We start from the raw sequence: 22,361 nt of genomic DNA, 5'->3' as shown, positions 1-22,361 counted from the left end.
CCGAAAGGCGCTATCGTGGGGCCTGTGGATCATGGCGGGCCGCCGTTCGAGCCGGGCGAGCTGATCCTGCACCGCATGTTCACCGACGACGAGCTGGTCTTCGTCCGCTGCGGCGTCGTGGTCGGCGACGACGAGCGCGGGTTGCGGGTCTGGATCCCGCACGGCGGTCCGGCGGCGGTCCGGATGAGCGAGGATGGCCGCGGGATCCGGGACATGCCGTTCGCCGAGTGGATCACGCAGCGGACGGTGCTCACCCGGACGACCTGGTGGGGCCCGGACATCTTCATGCTGATCCCGCCCGACCGGGCGCACAGCGTCTGGTGGTTCTGGGACTGGCGTGGCCAGTTCGACGCCTGGTACGTCAACCTCGAGGAGCCGGTCACCCGCTGGCGTGACGGCGATGGCGCCGTCGGTGTCGATGGCTGTGACCAGGATCTCGACATCTGGGTCTGGCCGGACCGTGGCTGGGAGTGGAAGGACGAGGACGAGCTCGAGGAGCGCCTCGCCTTCCCGGACCGCTACTGGGTGCGCGACGCCGCCGCCGTCCGCGCCGAGGGCGAACGACTGATCAAGGACGTCGAGGCCGGGCTCTTCCCGTTCGACGGCACCTGGCACGACTTTCGCCCGGAGCCGGCCTGGCGCGCCCTTCCGTTCGCCCTCACGCCCGGCTGGGACCGTCCCAGGACGGACCGGCGCGCGCCCTGACACCCGCTGGCGGGCCTCCCGGCCGCGCGACGGCGGCGAAGCCAGCGCGACCGGAGGCCCGAACGGCGCCCAAGGCCTTCGCCTAACGCGCCGGGGTGACGTCCGGCACGGCCGTCCTCGGGTTGTATCCAGCCGCGACGAGCCTCATGACGAAGCCGGCGGCCTCCTCGAGCTGTCGAGCCGCCGAGAGCCCGCCCACAACCGCGGTCTGGCCCCCGAGGTCGGTGATCAGGCGGGACGTGAGCGCCAGCGCGTCCGGATCGTCGCCGCAGACGGCGACGGTGCGGGGCGCGTCGGGGTCGTCGAGCCACATCTGCCCGGCGAACAGGTGGAGAGCCTTGACCACGTGCGCGCCGGGCGCCCACCCCGCGACGCGCTCGGTGAAGGAGCCCGTGGGCACCAGCAACTGGCCCGTGGCGTAGTCGACGGCGTTGGTGCAGTCGATGAGTGCCCGGCCGTTCCACGCCCCGCTCGTCGCCTCGGCCAGCGTCAGCGCCTCCTGCACGCCTGCCGGGGTGATCGCCAGCACGATCACCTCGGCCGCGGCGAGGGCGGCCGGAGTGGTCGGACGGCCGCCGACGGTCGCCGCGACCGTGGCGGCGCGGTCGCTGGAACGGCCCGCGATGGCGACGTCATGGCCCGCGCGCGCCCAGCGGGTGCCCAGCGCGGTGGCGAGGTTGCCGGTTCCGAGGATTCCGATATCGGTCATGCCGTGGACGCTAGAGATCCCGGTCCTACCGATTGGTAGGCGAAAAGGCGAGAGACTGAACGACGTGGACTGCCCAACCTTCGTGGCCGACTGTCATGTGCGAGCGGGCGCGGAACTGCTGGCCCACACCTGGGACCCCGTGGTGCTCACGGCCCTTCGACGTGGACCCCGCCGGCGAGCTGATCTCATCCGCGAGATCGGTGGCCTCAGTGACAAGGTCCTGCACGAGTCGCTGGGCCGCCTCGTGTCCCGGGGCCTGCTGACTCATGAGGAAGGCCCTGGCTCCGCGTACCGGCTGACGACCTTGGGCGAGTCGTTCGCCTCCGGGCCATTGCGGGCGCTGGCCGAGTGGTCCGCGCACCATGCCGCGGTGCTCACCTGACGCTGGCTGTCGCGCGCCAGGCCACTGGGACGCCGGGCTGGCCGGCGGTCGATCAGGACGGCGCCTGGGCGGGGCCGGCACTGGCGGCGGCCGGCGGGGTGGCCGCCGCTGGAGTGGCCGCTGGCGGGGTGGCAGGTGGCGGGATGGTCGCTGCCGGGAGCGCGCCGGTCACGATGGCGTCCAGGAGGCCGGGGAAGCGGGCGTCGAGGTCGTCGCGGCGCAGCCGGGAGAACTTGTGGGTGCCCTCGGCGCGGGTGGCGATGACACCGGCCTCGCGCAGGACCCGCAGGTGATGGCTGCGGGTCGACTTGGCCATCCGGCCGGCGAGCAGCTCACCGCAGGCGGCCTCCTGGACCTGGGCGAGCGCGCCGACGATCTCGAGGCGGGACGGGTCGCCCAGCGAGGCGAGCACGGTGACGAGATCGATGTCCTGGGTCGCCGGCATCGGCAGCGTGCCCATGACCCACCTCCCAGCCCTCGGCTCGGGGCGCGGCCCCGGGCCACCAGACAACCACAGTCAGGAACGCCGCGAGGCTCGCATCGTTTCCCGGGAATGCCCTGGGCCACGGACGACTTCTCGTAGTTCGACGGATCTCGAACTACGAGTCGAGGAGCCTGATGGCCTCCAACAAGGTCGACGAGCCCGCGACCGAGACGCCCGCGGGTGCGCCCTCATCGCCGCTGTCCTCGCCCAGCACAGCCAGCCGTGCCCCGGTCGCCGTTCCCGCGCCCGCCGGCGCGGCCGGGCCGGCCCGCTCGGCCCGGCCCGGCGAGCCGGCGGAACCGGACCCACGGCGCTGGCGGGTGCTCCCCGCGATCCTCGTCGCCACGTTCATGTCGCTGTTCGACGTCTTCGTCGTCAACGTGGCGGCGCCGAGCATCGGCGGCGACCTGCGGGCGTCGGACGCCGGCCTGGAGCTGATCGTGGCCGGCTACTCGTTCACCTACGCGGCCGGGCTGATCACCGGTGGACGGCTCGGCGACCGCTCCGGCCGCCGGCGGATGTTCCTGATCGGCATGGGGGTGTTCACCGCCGCCTCGGCGCTGTGCGGCGTGGCCCCGAGCGAGGCGACGCTGATCATCGGCCGGCTCGCGCAGGGCATTGGCGCGGCGGCGATGGTGCCGCAGGCGCTCGCCATCATCAACGTGATCTTCCCGGCGTCCGAGCGGCCACGCGCGTTCGCGTTCTTCGGTGTCACCATCGGCCTCGGCGCCGTCTCCGGGCAGGTCATCGGCGGCCTGCTGGTCGACGCGGACCTCTTCGGGCTCGCCTGGCGGCCGATCTTCCTGGTGAACGTGCCGATCGGGATCGTCGCCATGGCGGTGGTCTGGCGGCTGCTCGCCGAGTCGAAGGCCGCCCGGCCCGAGCCGCTCGACCTCATCGGACTCTCGGCGCTCGCGACCGGGCTGGGTCTGGTGCTGGTCCCGCTGACGCTCGGCCGGGACGAGGGCTGGCCCCTGTGGACCTGGGTGGCGCTCGCCGCCAGCGTGCTGGTGCTGGCCGCGTTCGGCCGCTGGGAGGTCCGGCTCGCCCGGACGGGCGGCCACCCGATCGTCCCGCCGGCCGTGCTGCGGACCCGGCGGACCATCGCCGGGCTGCTGGTCAGCTTCGGGTTCTTCACCTTCCTCGGCAGCTTCCTGCTCGCGGCCACGATCTTCCTGCAGGAGGGGCAGCACCGGTCGCCGCTGAACGCCGGGCTCGTGTTCGGGCCGCTCGGGGTGGCGTTCGCGCTGTCGTCCATGGCGGCGCGCGGCCTGGTCGCCCGGTACGGCCCGCGGACCCTCACCGTCGGTGCCCTGATCAGCACGGCGGGCCTGATCGGGATGCTCGCTCTCGTCGCCGCCGAGGGCACCGGGATTCCGACAGCCCAGCTGATGCCGCCGCTGCTCGCGGTGGGGACCGGCAACGGCCTGGTGATCCCGGCGCTCGTCGCCGCGGTCCTCGCCGGCGCGCCCGCCGACGTCAGCGGTGCGGTCAGCGGACTGCTCAYGACCACCCAGCAGGCGTCGTCGGCCCTCGGCGTCGCCGGGATGGGGACCGTGTTCTTCGCGGTGGCGGACCGCGGCGGCCTGGCCGACGCCATGATCGCGGCCCTCGTGTTCGACCTCGTCGGGATCGCGATCGCGGGTGTCGGCACCCTCCTGCTGCCGCGCGGCGCCRCCGCGCCCGCGCTCGCCGTCTCCGGGTCGCTCGGCACGATGGGCACCGTGGAAGCCGCGGCGCCGGCCGTCCCGGCTCGCTAGGGACGGTTCTGCATCGAGGCCGCGGCGTAGACGAGGTAGGACCAGAGCGTCTCGTCCTGGCTGGGGGAGAGGTCCAGCGAGTCGACGGCGGCGCGCATGTGGGCAAGCCAGGCGTCCCGCTCGGCCGGGCCGATCGCGAACGGGACGTGCCGCATCCGCAGGCGGGGATGGCCACGCCGCTCGTGGTAGGTCGTCGGCCCGCCCCAGTACTGGATCAGGAAGAGCCGCAGCCGCTCCTCGGCTGGGCCGAGGTCCTCCTCCGGGTAGAGCGGGCGCAGCACCGGGTCGGCGGCGACCCCCTCGTAGAAGCGGGCCACGAGCCGCCGGAAGGTCTCCTCGCCGCCGACGGACGCGTAGAACGTCTCGTCCGCTCCTGGCGGCGGCCCGACGGGCAGCATGGGCTGGGCCGGGCCCGAGGGGGGACGCGCCGCGTCCGCCGAGGGCGACGCGGCGTCCGCCGGCGGTCGCGCTGGCGCCGGCTCGGGGGTCGGCTGGGCAGGCGACGGCTGTCGGCTCACCGCTCCATTCTGCCCGTGGGCTGACCCGCGCCGAGGAACGGTCCGGCCCGAAGGCCTCGCCTCAGGCCGCGCGGCCGTCGTCGCCGGTCGCCGCCCGGATGATCCAGGCGGCGGTGTCGGGTGGCATGACCAGGGTCTCGCCGTCGTGCTCGACCCGGTCGCTCGCGAGCAGCAGCCGGCCGGCCACCGGGATCCGCGCCTCGGCCCCGGTGCTCAGGAAGCAGCTCAGGACGAGCCCGGCGCCCTGACCGGCCGCGGGCGGCCCATCGTGGCCGGCGCGCGTGAGCACCTCGGCGAGGGCGCTCCTGGCGGCGTCCGTGAGCGCCCCGGCGGGCGTGGACCGCGGCGGCGCCGGCTCGGTCGCGACGACGCGGCGCTCGAAGGCCAGCACGCCGTCCGCGACCCGTGGCCACCCGAGGCCGGTGGTCCCGGCGGGGCCTTCCTGGTCAGGGTCTTCCTGGTCGGAGTGCTCCTGGAAGGAACGGCGGACCGCCAGCGCCGACTGGGCCAGCCGCCAGGTGGACGACGGGTCCGCGCGCTGAGCCTCGACGGTGAGCGCGGACCAGTCGGCGGGCTGCGGGAGCCAGGGGATGACGCCGGGGGCCGCGAAGCCGAACGGCGGCCTGTCGCCCGACCACGGCATCGGCACGCGGCAACCGTCCCGGCCGGCCGCGGTGTGCCCCGAGCGTTCCCAGACCGGGTCCTGACGGGCCTCCGGGGGCACGTCCACCTGCGGGAGGGCCAGTTCGTCGCCCTGGTAGAGGAACACGACGCCCGGCAGCGCCAGCAGCGTCAGCAGAGCGGCCCTGGCGCGGCGCAGGCCGGCCGCGCCGCCGCCGTAGCGGGTCACCGGGCGGGTCGCGTCGTGGCTGGCGAGCACCCAGGTCGGCGGCGCGCCGACGGCGGCCGTGGCCGCGAGGCCCTCCTGGATCGCCCGGCGCCACTGCTCCGGCGACCACTCGACGGTCAGCAGCGAGAACGCGAACGTCAGGTGCAGCTCGTCGGGGCGCACGTAGCGGGCCAGCCGGTCCGGGTCCTCGACCCAGGTCTCGCCGACGAGCACCCGCTCGCGGCCGTCCGAGCGCTGGTAGCCGTCGACGAGCGTGCGCCACGACCGGTAGACGTCGTGCACGCCCTCCTGGTCCCAGACGCGCGGTTCCAGCTTCTCCCGGAAGCTGGTCGCCGGGGTGGCGGCCGGCCCCGGTGGGTTGTCACGCAGCTCGTCGTCCTTGATCAGGCCGTGGGAGACGTCGATGCGGAACCCGTCGACCCCCCGGTCGAGCCAGAACCGCAGGGTCCGCTCGTGATCGGCGCGTACCGCCGGGTCGGACCAGTTCCAGTCCGGCTGTTCGGGCGCGAACAGGTGCAGGTACCACTCGGCCGGTTCGTCGCCTTTGGCCGGCTGGTCGCTTCTGGCCACCTCGTCGCCTGTGGTCGGCGGAGTCGCCGCGGCGGAGGCCGGGAAACGGCGGGCCTGGTCGAGGCGGGTCCAGGCCCCGCCGCCGAAGGTCGAGATCCAGTTGTTCGGCGGCTCCAGGCCGGCGGCGCCGCGCCCTCGCCGGATCAGGTAGCGGTGCCGCGCCGGGTCACCGGGTGGGGCGGCGAGCGCCGCCTGGAAGGCGGGATGGGCGTCGCTGGAGTGGTTGGGGACGAGGTCGACGAGCACGGCCAGGCCGAGGCGATGCGCCTCGGCGAGGAGCGCGTCGAAGGCGGCCAGGTCGCCGAACAGCGGGTCGACGTCGCGGTGGTCGGCGACGTCGTAGCCGTGGTCGGCCATCGGCGAGCGGTAGAACGGCGTGAGCCAGAGGCCGTCGACGCCGAGCTCCGCCAGCTCGGGCAGCCGGGCGCGGATGCCGTCGAGGTCGCCGATCCCGTCGCCGTCGCCGTCCGCGAAGCTGCGGACATAGACCTCGTAGAAGACGGCGTCGCGCCACCAGCCGGGGGTCAGGGCCATAGGGGCATTCAAGCCGCTGGCGGCGCCGGCTGTCGGCGAGATCGGCGAGATCGGCGAGGTCACGGAGGGCACCGAGGGCACCGAGATCACCGATGCCGTCGAGGTCGTCGAGGTCGGCCGATGTCATGGCGCGGAGGACATCCGGCTGTCGTCGCGGCTGGTGGGCCCTCGTTGCGCAAGGTGCAGATGTTCTCACCAAGCGAGCATTGGGTTAGCTGAACTACACTTCCCGAGTGGACGACGTGACTGCCCGTTATCGTTCCACTCCGAAGAGTTCTCGCTTAAGGGCTCTCGGTGCGGAGGGACGGGACCGTCTTCCGGAGCCGGGATGCCAGGCGCCCGAGCTCCCGGTGGCGGCTGACACGTCGCCGGCGGCCGATGCTCCGCCGGCGGCCGAGGTGGCGATGGCGGTTGACGTGCCGGCGAATACCGATTCGCCGACTGAGAACGACCCGGCGGTCGCGACCGAGCTGCCGATCGGGCTGGTCGGGCCGGTCGGYAGCCGCGGGTCGGCCGAGGCTGACACCCCCGGCGGATCCGGGCCGGCCAGGATTGGTGGATCGCGCGGCGCCGAGCTGTTGTGGGGCGCCGTCCGCTCGCTGCGCGGGGCGCGGCGGCGGCACGCCGAGGAGCGGGCCGCCCTTGAGGGCCTGTCGTTCCTGTCGGCCGCGAGCCTGCGGCTCGGCGGCTCACTCGAGCCATATCGGATCATCGAGATGGTGATCGAGCTGGCGCGCTCGCGCCTCGGCGACGGCGCCATGCTCTGGCTGCGTGCGCCTGAGGGCGACGTGCTCGACCTGGTCTTGGTCGACCATGCCGACCCACAGGCCGCCGCCTACGTCCGGGCGCTCACCGCCACCCACCCGCCCCGCGTGACTGACGACTACGCCCCGGGCCTGGTGGTGCGCACCGGCGAGCCGATGTGCATCGAGGACCTCACCCCGACGCTGCGCCGCTCGCTGTTCCCCGACTCCCGGGAGTACGCGCGCTTCCGTCAGTTCGGCTGGGGGCCGTCGATGACCGTGCCGATGCCGTACGGCGACCAGGTCATCGGGGCCCTGACTCTGAGTCGGGCACACGGCCACCCTCCGTACACGAAGGTCGAGCAGACACTCGCGGAGGATCTCGCGGGCCGGGCCGCGCTCGCGCTCGTCAACGCCCGGATGTACCGCGAGTCCCAGGAGGCCGGCCGGGCGCTGCAGCGCTCGCTGCTGCCGGCGCACCCGCCCGTGCTCGAGGGCGCCGACGTGGCGATGGAGTACCGGCCGGGCACCGCCGGCACGGAGGTCGGTGGCGACTTCTACGACGTCATCCCGCTGGCCGACGGCCGGGTCGGGCTCGCGATCGGCGACGTGATGGGGCGGGGGCTGCGCGCCGCCGCGGTGATGGGCCAGCTGCGCGCCGCGCTGCGCGCCTACGCGCTGGAGGAGTGGGGGCCCGCCGACCTGCTGGCCCGGCTCGACGTGATGGTCTCCTCGCTGCCGGGCCTGCCGTTCGCGACCTGCCTGTACGGCATCTACGAGCCGGCGCGCGCCGCGACGCCGGTCGCCGGCTCGCGAGACGCCGACCCCGCCGGGGACGGGCCGGACCACCAGTGCGCCCGGGTCGTGCTGGCCGGCGCCGGCCATCCGGCGCCGCTGCTGGTGCCCCCTGACGACGATCCGCGTTACCTCGAGATCGACCCCGGGCTGCCCCTGGGCGTCGGCGACCCCGCGCAGTTCGTCGAGTCGGCCGTCGAGCTGCCGCCCGGTTCCAGCCTGGTGTTCTTCACCGACGGCCTGGTCGAGTCGCGTCATCGCCCGCTGTCTGACGGCCTCGACCTGCTGCGCGTCGGAATGGGTGAGCAGCTCACTCGCCGCCGGGGCGCGGCGCGGCGCGCGGAGATCGACGCGGCGCGGCGCCGCCACCCGGCCGCCACGCCGGCCGCGCAGGCGCCCGAGGGCGCGCCCGCCTCGCCCGCCTCGCCCGCTTCGCCCGGTCTGCCGGGTCCGGGCGGGCCGGCCCCCGAGCCGTTGGTGGACCGCCGGGCCGGCGGAGGCGACCAGTGGACGGGTCCGGAACGGCGTACGGGGGCCGATCGGCGTACCCGGGACCGGCGCGCGCCGGGCCCCGGCCGCCCGCCCGGCGGGATCGAGCGGCGCCGCGGCGGCGACCGTCGTCGCCGCACCCGGGGCGGGTTCTCCGTCCGCAGCTGGTCGGGGCCGGACACCGTCGACCTCGACGACAGCCAGTGGCCGCAGAACGCCGCTCGCGCCCTGCTGGAGCTCAGCCTGCTCGCCGCCGACCTGCCCTCCGACACCGACGACGACACGGCGCTGTTGGTACTGACCACGCAGGCCGCAGGCCCGCCGCTGCTGGAGCTGGCGCTGCCGCCGGTGGCCGCGTCCGCCGCGCAGGCGAGGACGGCGGTGCGCGCGGTGGTGGGGGCACGCGCCCTGGGCCGGGCGGACGACGCCGCCCTGCTGGTCAGCGAGATCTGCACCAACGCGATCAAGCACGCGCGCAGCGAGCTGACGCTTCGGGTGTGGGCGGAGCCGGCTCGGCTACGGATCAGCGTCGAGGACCGGGAGGGCGCGACACTGCCAAAGCCTGGCCGGGCGGCCCGCGGCGACCCGGAGGCAGAGTCCGGGTGGGGCCTGCTGCTCGTCGAGGCCCTCGCCGACGCCTGGGGCGTCCAGACGACCCCCGGCGGCAAACGGGTCTGGTTCGACCTCGACCTGCTCCGCCAGGCCCCTCCCGACGACGCGCCAACCTTCGGCCGTCCGCCGGCCTAGGGTCGGCGGCGTGCCCCCGAGACTGTGATGATCTTGAATTGGTAACGTTCAAGCCAGACGTGACTGTCCGGCGCGGAGGCGTGCCTCGCGGAGGCTCAGCCCCGGAGCGAAGCGAACGGGGCTGGGCCGCAGCGAGGTCGCCGGAGCGCCCGTGAGCGGAGGAGGACACGGCGCGGAGGTCCCTTCCTGCAGCGAAGCAAGGGAAGGGGCCGTAGCGCCGTGCCCGCACGGAGCGAACCGGAGACTAAGCGGTCGCCGCCTCGCCGAGTTCGGTGCTGAGGTACTGGGACCAGCGGGGATCCATGCGACGACTGCCCAGAATGCGCCAGGCGGCTCCGCTCGGCGCGCGCGGCGCCGTGCGGAGCCGCCAGCCGAGATCAGCGACGGCGCGGTCCGCTTTAACATGATTGCAGCGGCCGCAGGCCGCCACCACGTTCTCCCAGACATGCGGGCCCCCACGGGACCGAGGGATGACATGGTCGAGCGACGTCGCCGGCGCGCCGCAGTACACGCACCGGTGATGGTCGCGAGCGAGCACGCCCTTGCGAGTCAGCGGGACCTGCGAGCGATAGGGAACCCGCACGAACCGCGCTAACCGGACGACGGCGGGAACCTCGACGGACGCTGATGCGGAGTGCAGCACCAGCCCACCGGACTCGACCACCACCGCCTTGTCCGTCAGGACGAGGATGAGTGCCCTACGTTGGGACACCACGCACAGGGGCTCGTACGTGGCATTGAGAACCAGCGCCTCTGCCACGCGCGGACCTCCTGCCGAAGTCGAGGCGGGCGCCCACCCGGGAGCCCGTTCTAACCAGCGTCTCCGGTGACAATGGATAGTCAACCGTGTTCCGGCGCGGAACGCGAGCGTGTTTGCATGGTCATCTGGTCGGTGAAAGTGGCGATGGGCATATCTGGTCGTCTTTGTCACGCCACGGTATCGGTGAGATGACCGCGCTGTCGCGCTGCGTGCCGCCCCGTTGGCCCCGCGCGCTCCCCCTCCGTGGGCGCGTCGTGGGCATGCCGCGACCCGGGCCGGGTGACGGGTACCGATCAGTCGGGTGTGTGCGGCACCCCGTAAGGTGCTGGCCGTGGGCCTGTGACGGGCACGGACGTGCCGTCCCGGCTGGGCCCGTCCGAACCCGGCGGCGCCGCCGCGCGCAGGCAGCCCAGGCGTGCCTCGGCGCGCGCCCGGCGATACCGGCGACCCGGTGGTCCGGCGACGCGGTGAGCGGCTCGCCGCCGCCAGCCGGCGTGCGCCCCGCCCGAGGAGTCGACCGACCGAGGATCTGACCATCCGAGGAGGAGGACCAGGCCGTGCCCCTGCCCCTGACACTTGCCGCCGGCGCGACGCCGACACCGTCGCTGTCGACGTCCCCCACGCCAAGCCCCGGCCTGCCTGACGTCAGCCTGGACGGGGTCAAGGCCGCGCTCATGGACGCCTGTGGCAATCCGCCCGGCTTCCTGTGCCGGACCGTCTACGACTCGACGCACAGCGACTATCTCGCCTCCGGCGCCCAGGTCTTCCTCGGCACACCGGTGACGATCATCCTGATCCTGCTGGTCGCGACCATCATTCGATCGCTGCTGCACCGGCTGATCAAACGGACCACGCGGCATATGGCGTCGGTGACCGGGAACGGCGGGCTGCTGCGCGGCAGCCTGTTCGGCGACAGCGCGATCCTGCTGGAACGGCGCCGTCAGYGCGCGGAGACGGTCGGTTCGCTGCTACGCAGCGTCGTGTCGATCGTGATCTACGGGATCGCGTTCATCCTGGTTCTGGGCGAGCTCGGCATCAACCTCGCGCCGATCGTCGCCAGCGCGGGCGTACTCGGAATCGCTGTCGGTTTCGGCGCACAGAACCTGGTCAAAGACTTCCTTTCCGGAATTTTCATGTTGCTGGAGGACCAGTACGGGGTCGGCGATGTCGTCGACGTCGGCGGCACCATCTCCGRCACCGTCGAGGCGGTCACCTTCCGGATGACGCGGCTGCGCGACGTCGAGGGAACCGTCTGGTACGTCCGCAACGGCGAGATCACCAGAATCGGTAACAAGAGCCAGCAATGGGCGCGCACCGTGCTCGACGTGCCGCTGGATTACGACACCGACGTCGCCCGCGCCAAGGACGTCCTGCTGGAGACCACCCACACGATGTGGCGTGACGACCAGTGGGCCGCGCTCATCATCGAGGAGCCCGAGGTCTGGGGCATGGAGTCGATGACGGCGGACGGCTACACGCTGCGCGTCGCCGTCAAGACCCTGCCGCTCAAGCAGTGGGACGTCGCCCGCGAGCTGCGCGAGCGCCTGCGCCTCGCCCTTGTCGGAGCCGGCATCAACCTGGGCGCCGTACAGCGCAGCCTCGTCATGGTCGATGACGACGACGACGAGCCGTCGCCCGAGGAGGGCGACGACGAGGAGGAACCCGGCGYGCCGCCGCAGTTCGGTGAGGACGAGATCCCCCGCATCGACCCACCGGCCCAGCCCGGCCCGGTGCCGTCCCAGGGCCCGGGCGCCGGGCGCGGCGGCTCCGCGACCTGAGCCGTCCGCCTGGCCCGCGCCGGACTGGCGTCTCCACGGTGGTACGGGGACTGGCGTCCCCACAGCGGCGCGGGCCGACGGAGGCGCCCTTCGCCTCCTGGCGCCTGCCCGGGATCCCCTGCCTMGCCCGGCATCCGGTGACGTCCCGGCGGATGGCGCGGCCGGCCGGCGCCGCCTGAAGGGATGCTGAACGGGGAGCGAGATATCCCTGAGCCCTTTGTCGGGACAGCCCCGAGAGGCGTCGGCCGGAGCAGACTGGGCACGTGCGGGTACTGGTTGTGGATGATGACGCGGCGGTTCGGCAGTCCCTGGAACGGTCGCTCCGGTTCGAGGGGTACGAGGTCGCCACGGCGGCCGACGGCGTCGCGGCGCTGGAGCTGATCGCCAGGGAACGGCCGGACATCGCCATCCTGGACGTGATGATGCCGCGGATGGACGGGCTGGAGTCCTGCCGGCAGCTGCGCGCCCGCGGGGATGACCTACCCGTGCTCATGCTCACGGCCCGTGACGGGCTCGCCGACCGGGTCAGCGGCCTGGACGTCGGGGCGGATGACTACCTCGTCAAGCCGTTCGCGCTGGAGGAGCTGTTCGCCCGGCTGCGGGCGCTCGCTCGCCGCTCGGCGCTCACGGCCCGCACCGGCGCCAGGGCAGGCTCCGCCGCGGCGGCCGGCACGGGCGTGCTCAGCTACGGCGGCGTGGCGCTCGACCCGAGCAGCAGGCAGGTCGTCCGGGCCGGCCGGGAGCTGACGCTCACCAAGACCGAGTTCGAGCTGCTGGAGCTCTTCCTCACCCACCCGCGCCAGGTGCTGTCCCGTTCCATGATCATGGAACGGGTCTGGGGGTACGACTTCGGCCCGTCGTCGAACTCGCTGGAGGTGTTCGTGAGCTACCTGCGGCGCAAGCTGGAGGCGGCCGGCGAGCCCCGGCTGCTGCACACCGTCCGCGGCGTCGGCTATGTGCTGCGTGAGCAGTCGCCGACCCCGGCACCCTCATGACCGACCCGTTCGATCTCCTCGCCGACAGGCACACCATCCGCCCGGCCGATGCCTCCACCGGCGGTGGCCACGCGGGAGCCCGGGTCGGGTCCACCGTCATCGCGCCGCGCCAGCGGCGCCGGAGGTGGTTCTCCCGGCTCGCGTTGCGCAACCGGATGGCGATGCTCGTCGGCGCCGCCGTGCTGGCCGGGATCGCGGTGGTCGCTGGCGTCGCGCTCGGCGCGACCAACGTCGTCCTGCGCAACTCGATCGACGATCAGCTACGCCAGCAGGTCAACGTCGCGGGCGACAACATCAAGCTCTGGTACGTCGAGGGGCCCGATCCCAACAGCCTCGAGGACGACCGCATCCAGATCTACGCGAACCCGCTCGGCCTGCGCATGCAGGTGTTCTGGCCGAACGGCACCATCCTCGGGCCGTCCAACCCCACCGACTACGTCCAGCTGCCGGTGGACGGCGCCGACATCRCTGTCTCGCAGGCGCAGGACGACCAGCTCCGGCTGCGGACGGTGAAGGTCGACGGCAACGAGTACCGCGTCGCCACCGTCGCCCTGCGGATAACGTCGAAGAACTTCGCCAACAGCCCCTTCCCTTCCGACTACCAGATGACGCCGAACAGGCTCGGCCTTCAGCTAGCCCGCCCGATGTCGGATGTGACCAGCACACTGGGCGAGCTCGGTCTGGTGATGCTGGTCGTGGGCATCGTCGGCGTGGGCGGTTCGACGGTCGCCGGTCTGCTCGTGGCACGCGCGGCCCTGCGGCCGGTCGACGCCACGGCCGCCGCGGCCGAGCATGTGGCCCGCACCCAGGACCTGTCCGCGCTCATCCCGGTGACCGGCACCGACGAGATCGCCCGGCTCGCCGGAAGCCTGAACAGCATGCTGCGCGCCCTCGCGGCCTCCAAGGCACGGCAGCGCCAGCTGGTCGACGACGCCAGTCACGAGCTGCGCACCCCGCTGACCAGCCTGCGTACCAACATCGAGCTGCTCATCCGCTCCGAGGCGAACCCGCACCGCGCGCTGCCCGCGGCCGACCGGGCGGACCTGCTGCGCGACGTCGACGGCCAGACGCGCGAGCTGACCGGCCTGGTGAGCGAGCTCGTCGAGCTCGCGCGCGACGAGGCGCCGGTGGAGGAGGTCGAGCGGCTCGACCTGGCCGAGGTGGTGGCCGCGGCCGTCGCGCGGGCACGGCGGCGCGCGGCCCCGAAGGGCATCGTGATCGAGGTGGCGTCGGCTGCGTCCTGGGTGGACGGGCGGCCGAACATGCTGGAGCGGGCGGTCACGAACCTGCTCGACAACGCGGTGAAGTTCTCCCCGGCGGACTCGACCGTGCGCGTCGAGACCGCCGCCGGCGAGGTGATCGTCAGCGACGAGGGGCCCGGCATCTCCTCGGAGGACCGCCCGCACGTCTTCGAGCGCTTCTACCGGTCGACCGACGCCCGCAGCCTGCCCGGGTCCGGGCTGGGCCTGGCGATCGTCGCCGACGCGGTGCACACCCACGGCGGCACGGTCACAGCGGGCGAGGCCCCGGGCGGCGGCGCCCGCATGCGGATGTGGCTGCCCCTCGCCGCGCCGCCGGAGACGCAGCCGGGACCACTCTGGGACGGGCCGCGGGCTCAGCCGGGGGAGCCCTGGGCGGCACCGGAGCCCGATCTCCTGCCCGAGCGACCACCGGAGACGCCGAGCCCCGTGGCGCCGAGCCCCGTGGCGCCGAGCCCTGGGGCGCCCAATCCCGTGTCGCCGAGCCCGGCGAGCCCGCGGGCGCGCGACACGCCGGGCCGGCCGGATCCTCGCGACCCTGACGACGAGGCCGTCCGCCGCGCCTATCTCGGTTTCACCGCCGCCGGTCGCCCCGACCCGCACAGCCCCGGCGGGGGCGCCGACGCCGAGCCTTAGGCTGCTCGTCATGGATCTTGTCGACCCCGCGCTCGCCGCGCTCGCCGGGGCCTACGGTGTCGCGACCGGCTACCTGGACGCCCACGACCAGCCGGTCGCCGTCTCGGCCACGGCGGTGCGCCGCGTGCTGGAGCTGATGGGCGTCGACACCGCCGACCCGGCGGCGGCGCTCGCCGACGTTCAGGCCGCCCCGTGGCGGCTGCTCTCGCCAGCGAGCGTGGTCGTGAAGGCCTCGGCGCCGCGGCCCGTCATCCTGCGCCTGCCCGCGCGACTCGCGGCGACCGCGACGGGCCCGTCGTCGGTGGCCGCCGCCGCGGCCACCGACGGCGCCGTCGGCTGCGAGCTCGAGCTGGGTGACGGCGGCGGGCGGGTGGCGGTACCGCTCGGCCCGGTGGGGGAGCGGCGGGAGGTCGACGGCGAGGAGCTCGCCGCGGTGCCGGCGCTACTGCCCGCCGGGCTGCCGCTGGGCGACCATGTCCTGCGGGTGCGCGCGGGCGGGCGGGAGAGCCGCACCCAGGTCGTCGCCGTGCCCGACCGGGTGCCCGAGCCCAGGGATGACGGGCCCACGGGTTCGGGATCGGGGCGGATGTGGGGCTGGATGGCGCAGCTCTACGCGCTGCGCTCGGCCGGCTCGTGGGGGATCGGTGACTACGCCGATCTCGCCGAGCTCGCCGCCTGGTCGGGCTCGCCAGCCGGCGGGCGGGCGGACGTCCTGCTCGTCAACCCGCTGCACGCGGCCGCGCCCACCATGCCCGTCCAGTCGTCGCCCTACTACCCGACGAGCCGGCGCTTCCTGTCCCCGCTCTACCTGCGCCCGGAGCACACCCCCGAGTACGCCGCCGCCAGCGAGGCGACCCGGGCCGCCGTCGACGGCTACGCCGCCGCGGCGCGCAAGGCGCAGGCCGGCGACGGCGCCGTACCGCCCGCGCGGGCGCGCGGGAGCAACGCGGCCACTCCAGCGCTGGCGGCGGACGGCGACGACGAGTTCGGCCCCCTGATCGACCGGGACGCCGTCTGGGAGGCCAAGCGGGCAGCGCTCGAGCTGCTGTTCGCCGTCCCCGGCCCCGTCCCCGCCTCGCCGTCCGCCACCGCCACCGCCACCAGTGGCGGTGGCGAGGCCGCGGATGACGAGCTGTCCCAGTTCGCGACCTGGTGCGCGCTCGCCGAGCGGTACGGCCCCGACTGGCGGGCCTGGCCCGCCGGGCTGCGCGACCATGACCCCGCCGCCGTCGCCGCGGCCCAGCGCGATCTCGCCGACCGGGTCGCGTTCCACCGCTGGCTGCAGGACCGCTGCGAGCGGCAGGTGGCGGCGGCGCAGGCCGCCGCCCGGGACGCCGGGATGCGGGTCGGCGTCGTCCACGACCTGGCCGTCGGCGTGGACCGCGCCGGCGCCGACACCTGGGCCGGCCGGGACGCCTACGCGGCGGGCGCGAGCATCGGCGCCCCGCCGGACACGTTCAACCAGCAGGGCCAGGACTGGGGCCTGCCGCCATGGCGACCGGACCGGCTCGCCGCGTCCGGCTACGCGCCGTTGCGCCAGATGGTCGCCGCGGTCCTCGCCCGCGGCGGCGGGCTGCGCGTCGACCACATCCTGGGACTGTTCCGGCTGTGGTGGATCCCGGCCGGTGCGGGCGCCGCGAACGGCACGTTCGTCCGCTACGACGCCGAGGCCATGCTCGGCGTGATCGCGCTGGAGGCGGCGCGGGCCGGCGCGGTGATCGTCGGCGAGGACCTGGGCACCGTCGAGCCGACGGTCGTCAGCCGGTTGGCCGACGCCGGCGTGCTCGGGTCGTCGGTGCTGTGGTTCGAGAACGACGCCGACGGCGTCCCGCTCCCGCCGAGCGCCTGGCGGGAGCACACGATGGCCAGCGTCACCACCCACGACCTGCCGACCGCCGCCGGCTTCCTGCTGGGCGAGCACGTCAGGGCCCGCGCCGACCGGGGCCTGCTCGCCCGGCCGCTGGCGGACGAGACGGCCGACTGGCGCGCCGCCCGCGACGGCCTGCTGACCCACCTGCGCGCCCACGGCCTGCTCACCGAGGACCCGGCCGCGGCCCAGGCCGCCGCCGAGGAGCGGGCTGACACCGAGGACCCGGCCGCCGCCGAGAAGTCGGCCACGGGCGGCGACGAGCTGGACCCGGCCCTCGTCCGGGCCGCCGTGCTCGGGATGCACCGGCTGCTGGTCGCCACGCCGGCGCGGATCATCCTCGCCGCCCCCGGCGACGCCGTCGGCGACCGCCACCAGCCCAACCTGCCCGGCACGGTCGACAGCTACCCGAACTGGCGCCTACCGCTTCGTGACGGCCGCGGCGTCGCCATCACCCTCGAGGACCTGATGGTCGACCCCAGGGTCGCCCGCCTCGTCGAGATCCTGTCCGAGGTGTCCACCGCCGATCCGCCGGCCGCCACCTGAACCCCGCGCCGGTGGGCCGTCGGGCCCGCCGGCGGAAGGCCCCGGTCCGGGGCGCCGATGGAGCTCTGGTTTTGGGCTGACGGGGCGGATGCTCAACGGTCTACGTCCGGTAGAACACGGGGGGACCATGCGGCTCTCGCAAGAGAACCGATGCCGGTAGTCTTCGGAACCGTGACTCGCCGTCCTGTGCGCCGCGGGGCGCGTCGTGCGCTGACGCTCGCCGCGTTGACCGCTCTGACCGTTCCGCTCCTCTCCACGGCCGCCTTCGCGGACGGGGGGAGAATCGGCACGCACTACAGCCCGGATCCGCTCTCCCCACTGTCGTCCTGGCTGATCTACGGCGGCACGATCGTCGGCGGCTTCCTGGTCGCCCTGATCATCACCGCGCTGTCCGGCGGCAAGAGTTCGGACCGCTACCGGCCCGGGCAGCCCTGGGACCACCGCGAGGTCTGGCTCGGCGGCGAGGGAGCGGCCCCGGACGCCGAGCCCACGGCGCAGAAGTCCGCGGACACGGCGGCGCCGGGCTCCGGCGGAGCCAGTGGCAGCTGGTGAGGCGTTCCGCCAGGACCAGCTTGACCGGCTGAACCACGCGCGGCTTCTAGCCGAGCGGCAGACCGGTATCGGTTTTCATGTCCGCGTCGGCGCGGTCTCCGGTGATCCGAAGGCCGCCGCTGACCGGATCCTCGGCGAGATCGCGGACGGCCAGCCCGCCGCCGTGCTCATTCTCGTCTCGCCGGGGCAGCGGTTCGTCCGGATCGCCACCACCCCGGCCGCCCGCCGCCGGATCCCCGACGTGGCCGCCTCGCTCGCCACGCTGGCGATGACGTCCAGCTTCGCCGTCGGCGACCTGGTCGGCGGCCTGGTCTCGGGGCTCCGTCAGCTCGCGGACGCGGCCGGACCGCCGTCCGAATCCCCTCGGCCCGGCGTGTCTCGGCCAGGCGCGGTTCAGCCCGGCCTGGCATAGCGAGGCGGACGGCCCGGGCGGCACCCGTCGAGCAGGGCCCGGGCCTCGCGCTTACCTGATCTTCGGATGTGACGTCGCACCACGGCGTCCACCGATGCGCCCTGGACCCTTGCGGCCCATCTGAGTTCGATATATGAACTCAGATGGTCGTCCGAGGCTCGGACGGCGGCGAGGAGGTTTCTGACGGTGGACGACGCGTTGCGGACGGCGCCCCCGGCGGCCGAGCGGGGGCCGGTGTCGGTCCCCGCGGCGCGGACGGCGACCGGTGCCGCGCCTCCCGCGGCCGCCGAGCCCGGGGTGAGACGGCGGGCACGGGTGGTGCTGGGCGTGGTGTCCGCGGCGGTGTTCATGTCCAATCTGGACCTGTTCATCGTCAACATCGCCTTCCCGGACATTCACCGGGACCTCGGTGGCGGGCTGTCGACGCTGTCCTGGGTGCTCAACGGCTACGCGATCGCCTTCGCGGCGCTGCTGGTGCCCGCCGGGCGGCTGGCCGACCGGTATGGGCACCGGGGCGGCTTCCTGCTGGGGACGGCGCTGTTCACCGCGGCGAGCGCGCTGTGCGCGGCGAGCCCGGGAATCGTGACGCTGGTCGTCGGCCGGGTCGCGCAGGCGGCGGGCGCGGCGCTGCTGCTGCCGACGAGCCTGGCTCTGCTGCTCGCGGCCACCCCGCCCGCGCGGCGGGCCGCCGCGGTGCGTGGCTGGGCGGCGGTCGGCGGGCTCGCCGCCGCGCTCGGCCCGGTCGCCGGCGGCCTGCTCGTCGAGGCCGACTGGCGGTGGGTGTTCCTGGTGAACCTGCCGGTCGGCATCGCGACCCTCGTGCTCGGCGCGCGGGTGCTGCCGCGGCGGAGGGAGGACAACCCCGGGCCGCTGCCGGATCTCGTCGGCGTGCTCGCGCTGACCGCCGGCATCGGCCTGCTCGCTCTCGGCCTGGTGGAGTCGTCCGACTGGGGCTGGGGGTCGGCGGCGGTCATCGGCAGCCTCGCGGGCGCCGCCCTGCTGCTGGCCGGGTTCGTGGCGCGGTCCGCCCGCCACCCGGCGCCGGTGGTGGAGCTCTCCGTGCTGCGCTCGCCGGGGTTCTCGCCGGCGATCGGCGCGCTGTTCCTGTTCAGCGTCGCGTTCGCGGCGATGCTGCTGTCGCTGGTGACCTACATGGACAGTGCCTGGGGCTGGTCGGCGCTGAAGATCGGCCTCGCGGTCACCCCCGGGCCGGCGATGGTGCCGCCGGTGGCGCTGCTGCTGGCGGGCCGGCTGGTCGCCCGGTTCGGCCTCGGGCGGGTCGCGGGCACCGGCGCCCTGATCTACGCCGTAGGAGCGGCCTGGTGGGCCTTGCGGGTAGGACTGCACACGCACTACGCGGCGGGAATCCTGCCCGGCATGCTGCTGACCGGGGTCGGCGTGGGGCTGGTGCTGCCGACGCTGACCGCCGGCGCGACCACGGTCCTGCCAGCCGACCGGTTCGCCACCGGCAGCGCGGTGATGAACATGTCCCGCCAGGTCGCGAGCGTCCTCGGCGTGGCCGTCCTCATCGCCGTCGTCGGCGCTCCGGCGCGTCAGCACCTGGTGAGTGCCTTCCACGAGGGCTGGTGGTTCGTCGCCGCCAGCAGCCTGGCGGCCTCGGTGATCGCCTTCGCCGGCCTGCGACCCCGCCGCCCGGCTCCGTCCCTGAGGCCGGAGCCGGGCGGCGGCGGGGCCTAAGCCGACGACGCCGCGGTGTCCTTGGCGCGGGCGGTCAGGGCCCGGACCAGGCCGTCTCGGCCCTCGGCCAGGGCACGGCGCAGCGGGGGCGCCGGGTCCTCGCTCGCCAGGTAGGCGTCCACCCTGTCGACCGTTGCCTGCTCGATGACCCCGTCGGGGAAGAGTACCTGGGTGATCGTCTGCGCGGTGTCGAAGCTGCGCGTCTTCCAGATCTCGGCGATCTCGGCGAAGTAGCGGTCCACGTAGGGCTTCGTCAGCTCCCGCTGGCTGGAGATCCAGAAGCCGCCCAGCGTCGCCACCAGGAGATGGTTGGACAGCGTGTCGGACTCCATGACCGCCGCCCACGCCGCGGCCTTCGCTTCCGCGGTCGGTCGGGCGCTGCGTGCCGTGGCCGCGCGCTTCTCACCCGCCGCCGTGGCGTCGCGGGCCAGCTCGGCGTCGATCTCGGCGTCGCCGTAGACGCCGCGGGCGACCAGCTGGGTCAGCAGCGTCCAGCGCAGCTCGGTGTCCAGCGCGAGGCCCTCGATCGTGTCGCGGCCCTCGAAGATCGCCCGGATCTTCTCGACCTGGTCGGGGTCCTCGGCCTGGGCGAACGTCGTCGTGAACACCAGCTGCAGGTCGCTGCCGGGGCCCGCCGCCCGCATCAGCTCCTCGGCCCGCGCGCACAGCGCCCGCAGCGCCGCCGACCGGTTCGCCGGGTCGCCGTAGCTGTCGAGCGTGAGCGCGGCCCGCGCGAGCAGCGTCTGCACCACGCCGATGTCGTCCTCGGCATCGACGCCGGACAGCACCAGCTGGACGTAGTCGCGGGCGGCGAGCTCCGCGTCGCGGGTCATGTCCCATGCCGCCGCCCAGCACAGCGTGCGTGGCAGTGACGCCCGCACCTTCCCGATGTCGCTGACCAGCGTCCGCAACGAGTGGTCGTCGAGACGGATCTTGGCGAACGTCAGGTCGTCGTCGTTGAGCAGCAGCAGCTCGGGGCGGCGGGCTCCGACCAGCTTCGTCACCTCGGTGAGCTCGCCGACGACGTCGAGCTCGACCCGCTCGCGGCGGACCAGGTCACCCTGCTCGTCCCGGTCGTAGAGGCCGATCGCGACGCGGTGCGGCCGCAGCGTCTGGGACGCGGTCGGCGGCGAGGACGCCGGCTCCTGGACGACGTCGAACGCGGTGAACAGCCCCGACGAGTCGGTCTCGAACCGCGGCCGCAGCGTGTTGACGCCGGTGGTCTCGAGCCAGTCGCGCGACCAGGCGGTGAGCTTGCGCCCGCTGGACTTCTCCAGCTCGTCGAGCAGGTCGCGCAGCTCCGTGTTGCTGTACTCGTAGGCGCGGAAGTAGCTGCGCAGGCCGGCGAGGAACTCCTCCTGGCCGACCCAGGCGACCAGCTGCTTGAGCACCGAGGCGCCCTTGGCGTAGGTGATGCCGTCGAAGTTCGTGCGCACCGCGTCCATGTCGACGGCGTCCGCGACGATCGGGTGCGTGGACGACAGCTGGTCCTGCCGGTACGCCCAGGCCTTCTCGGCGTTCGCGAAGGTCGTCCAGCCGTTGGTGAACCGGGTGGAGTCGACCTGCGCGAGCACCGACATGTAGGTCGCGAACGACTCGTTCAGCCACAGGTCGTCCCACCAGCGCATGGTCACCAGGTCGCCGAACCACATGTGCGCCATCTCGTGCAGGATCGTCTCGGCGCGCCGCTCCCGGCGCGCCTCGGTCACCTTGGCGCGGAAGACGTAGTCCTCCAGGAACGTCACGCAGCCGGCGTTCTCCATCGCGCCGGCGTTGAACTCCGGCACGAACAGCTGGTCGTACTTACCGAACGGGTACCGGTAGTCGAACACCCGGTGGTAGAAGTCGAAGCCCTGCCGGGTGATCTCGAACAGCTCCGCCGGGTCGAGGAACTCGGCCAGCGAGCGCCGGCAGTACAGCCCGAGGTCGATGCCGTCGTGGTGGTCGCGGACCTCGTGATACGGGCCGGCGACCAGCGCGGTGATGTAGGTCGACATCACCACGGTCGGCAGGAACCGGGTCACGCGCACGCCGATCGCGGCCTCGGCGACCGCCGCGACCGGGCTGTTCGAGATGATCTTCCAGTCGGCCGGGGCGGTGACGCTCAGCGTGAAGGCCGCCTTCAGGTCGGGCTGGTCGAAGCAGGCGTACATCCGGTGGGCGTCATACGTCTCGAACTGGGTGTAGAGGTACACCGCCTCGTCGACCGGGTCGACGAACCGGTGCAGGCCCTCACCCGTGCGCGAGTAGGCGCAGTCGGCGACGACGGCGAGCCTGTTCGACTCGGCGAGGTTCGCCAGCGTGATCCGCTCGCCGTCGAACACCTCGGCGGGGTCCAGCGCGACGCCGTTGAGCGCGATCTCGCGGACCGCCGGCGCCGCCAGCTCGATGAAGGTCGTCGCTCCGGGCTCGGTCGCGGTGAACGTGACGACGGTCGTCGACGCGAAGGTCTCGTGACCGGTTGTCAGGTCGAGCTCGACGTCGTAGGAGGAGACGTTCAGCAGCCCGGCGCGTTTGCTTGCTTCGTCACGGGTGAGGTTGTTCGGCACTCGGATCCTCTCTTGGCTCCGGT

Annotated in this window: 17 protein-coding genes; 11 read left to right on the top strand and 6 right to left on the bottom strand. The window is 73.9% G+C overall.

Annotation, left to right across the window (positions count from 1 at the left end; all coding sequences use genetic code 11):
- Positions 1–15 precede the first annotated feature (15 nt).
- Positions 16–705 (top strand): DUF402 domain-containing protein, encoded by a 690-nt coding sequence (locus BCD49_RS23215; protein ID WP_007517297.1) that lies wholly within the window; start codon positions 16–18, stop codon positions 703–705.
- 82 nt (positions 706–787) lie between these two features.
- On the opposite strand, the gene BCD49_RS23210 is transcribed toward BCD49_RS23215, so the two are convergent.
- Positions 788–1,414 carry an NADPH-dependent F420 reductase gene (locus tag BCD49_RS23210; protein WP_007517296.1) on the bottom strand — a complete coding sequence of 209 codons (627 nt, stop codon included), beginning with the start codon at positions 1,412–1,414 and terminating at the stop codon, positions 788–790.
- Positions 1,415–1,478: 64 nt separating this feature from the next.
- Here BCD49_RS23210 and BCD49_RS23205 point away from each other — a divergent pair, with 64 nt between their 5' ends.
- Entirely contained in the window at positions 1,479–1,796 is a 318-nt protein-coding gene (locus BCD49_RS23205; protein WP_007517295.1) for a winged helix-turn-helix transcriptional regulator, read from the top strand.
- Between the two features lie 52 nt (positions 1,797–1,848).
- On the opposite strand, the gene BCD49_RS23200 is transcribed toward BCD49_RS23205, so the two are convergent.
- Positions 1,849–2,256 (bottom strand): ArsR/SmtB family transcription factor, encoded by a 408-nt coding sequence (locus tag BCD49_RS23200; RefSeq protein ID WP_007517294.1) that lies wholly within the window; start codon positions 2,254–2,256, stop codon positions 1,849–1,851.
- A 158-nt stretch (positions 2,257–2,414) separates the two neighbouring features.
- On the opposite strand from BCD49_RS23200, the gene BCD49_RS23195 reads away from it, so the two are divergent.
- A complete protein-coding gene (locus BCD49_RS23195) occupies positions 2,415–4,040 on the top strand; it encodes an MFS transporter (protein ID WP_083401651.1) in 1,626 nt (541 codons plus the stop codon).
- On the opposite strand, the gene BCD49_RS23190 is transcribed toward BCD49_RS23195, so the two are convergent.
- Both BCD49_RS23190 and BCD49_RS23185 read right to left on the bottom strand, forming a co-directional pair.
- Positions 4,037–4,438 (bottom strand): globin, encoded by a 402-nt coding sequence (locus BCD49_RS23190; RefSeq protein WP_007517285.1) that lies wholly within the window; start codon positions 4,436–4,438, stop codon positions 4,037–4,039. The two genes, BCD49_RS23195 and BCD49_RS23190, sit on opposite strands and share 4 nt — an antisense overlap.
- Before the next feature lie 181 nt (positions 4,439–4,619).
- Entirely contained in the window at positions 4,620–6,512 is a 1,893-nt protein-coding gene (locus BCD49_RS23185) for an alpha-amylase family glycosyl hydrolase (protein WP_007517283.1), read from the bottom strand.
- A gap of 350 nt (positions 6,513–6,862) precedes the next feature.
- Here BCD49_RS23185 and BCD49_RS23180 point away from each other — a divergent pair, with 350 nt between their 5' ends.
- The gene (locus BCD49_RS23180) at positions 6,863–9,286 is read left to right on the top strand and encodes an ATP-binding SpoIIE family protein phosphatase (protein ID WP_071041896.1); all 2,424 of its coding nucleotides are present in this window, start codon (positions 6,863–6,865) and stop codon (positions 9,284–9,286) included.
- A 244-nt stretch (positions 9,287–9,530) separates the two neighbouring features.
- Here BCD49_RS23180 and BCD49_RS23175 read toward each other — a convergent pair whose 3' ends face one another.
- Positions 9,531–10,046 (bottom strand): HNH endonuclease, encoded by a 516-nt coding sequence (locus BCD49_RS23175; RefSeq protein WP_007519597.1) that lies wholly within the window; start codon positions 10,044–10,046, stop codon positions 9,531–9,533.
- Positions 10,047–10,603: 557 nt separating this feature from the next.
- Here BCD49_RS23175 and BCD49_RS23170 point away from each other — a divergent pair.
- The 7 genes from BCD49_RS23170 to BCD49_RS23140 all read left to right on the top strand — a co-directional run bounded on the left by BCD49_RS23170 (position 10,604) and on the right by BCD49_RS23140 (position 19,789).
- Complete coding sequence (locus BCD49_RS23170; protein ID WP_071041895.1) at positions 10,604–11,824, top strand: mechanosensitive ion channel family protein; 1,221 nt, start codon at positions 10,604–10,606, stop codon at positions 11,822–11,824.
- Positions 11,825–12,087: 263 nt separating this feature from the next.
- The gene (locus BCD49_RS23165; RefSeq protein ID WP_007519601.1) at positions 12,088–12,819 is read left to right on the top strand and encodes a response regulator transcription factor; all 732 of its coding nucleotides are present in this window, start codon (positions 12,088–12,090) and stop codon (positions 12,817–12,819) included.
- Positions 12,816–14,714 (top strand): HAMP domain-containing sensor histidine kinase, encoded by a 1,899-nt coding sequence (locus BCD49_RS23160; RefSeq protein WP_071041894.1) that lies wholly within the window; start codon positions 12,816–12,818, stop codon positions 14,712–14,714. The genes BCD49_RS23165 and BCD49_RS23160 overlap by 4 nt, the downstream gene beginning before the upstream one ends.
- Before the next feature lie 10 nt (positions 14,715–14,724).
- A complete protein-coding gene (locus tag BCD49_RS23155) occupies positions 14,725–17,127 on the top strand; it encodes a 4-alpha-glucanotransferase (protein WP_007519605.1) in 2,403 nt (800 codons plus the stop codon).
- A 150-nt stretch (positions 17,128–17,277) separates the two neighbouring features.
- A complete protein-coding gene (locus BCD49_RS23150; RefSeq protein ID WP_007519607.1) occupies positions 17,278–17,679 on the top strand; it encodes a hypothetical protein in 402 nt (133 codons plus the stop codon).
- Complete coding sequence (locus BCD49_RS23145; RefSeq protein ID WP_007519609.1) at positions 17,666–18,091, top strand: DUF5130 family protein; 426 nt, start codon at positions 17,666–17,668, stop codon at positions 18,089–18,091. Before BCD49_RS23150 ends, BCD49_RS23145 begins: the two co-directional genes overlap by 14 nt.
- 186 nt (positions 18,092–18,277) lie before the next feature.
- Entirely contained in the window at positions 18,278–19,789 is a 1,512-nt protein-coding gene (locus BCD49_RS23140; protein WP_007519611.1) for an MFS transporter, read from the top strand.
- Here BCD49_RS23140 and pepN read toward each other — a convergent pair.
- Positions 19,786–22,338: an aminopeptidase N gene (gene pepN / locus BCD49_RS23135; protein WP_007519612.1), complete on the bottom strand. Its 2,553-nt coding sequence runs from the start codon at positions 22,336–22,338 to the stop codon at positions 19,786–19,788. The genes BCD49_RS23140 and pepN overlap by 4 nt on opposite strands.
- Between the last annotated feature and the right edge of the window lie 23 nt (positions 22,339–22,361).

Source organism: Pseudofrankia sp. EUN1h, from assembly GCF_001854645.1.
GTDB lineage: Bacteria > Actinomycetota > Actinomycetes > Frankiales > Frankiaceae > Pseudofrankia > Pseudofrankia saprophytica.
Note: the sequence above shows the minus strand (reverse complement) of the source record. Positions and strands in the feature narration are given on the sequence as shown.

What these genes read in the sequence shown, in the direction of transcription:
- BCD49_RS23210 (WP_007517296.1), bottom strand. Translation starts at nt 1,414, where the DNA reads ATGACCGATATCGGAATCCTCGGAACCGGCAACCTCGCCACCGCGCTG.
- BCD49_RS23200 (WP_007517294.1), bottom strand. Translation starts at nt 2,256, where the DNA reads ATGGGCACGCTGCCGATGCCGGCGACCCAGGACATCGATCTCGTCACC.
- BCD49_RS23190 (WP_007517285.1), bottom strand. Translation starts at nt 4,438, where the DNA reads ATGCTGCCCGTCGGGCCGCCGCCAGGAGCGGACGAGACGTTCTACGCG.
- BCD49_RS23185 (WP_007517283.1), bottom strand. Translation starts at nt 6,512, where the DNA reads ATGGCCCTGACCCCCGGCTGGTGGCGCGACGCCGTCTTCTACGAGGTC.
- BCD49_RS23155 (WP_007519605.1), top strand. Translation starts at nt 14,725, where the DNA reads ATGGATCTTGTCGACCCCGCGCTCGCCGCGCTCGCCGGGGCCTACGGT.
- BCD49_RS23150 (WP_007519607.1), top strand. Translation starts at nt 17,278, where the DNA reads ATGCCGGTAGTCTTCGGAACCGTGACTCGCCGTCCTGTGCGCCGCGGG.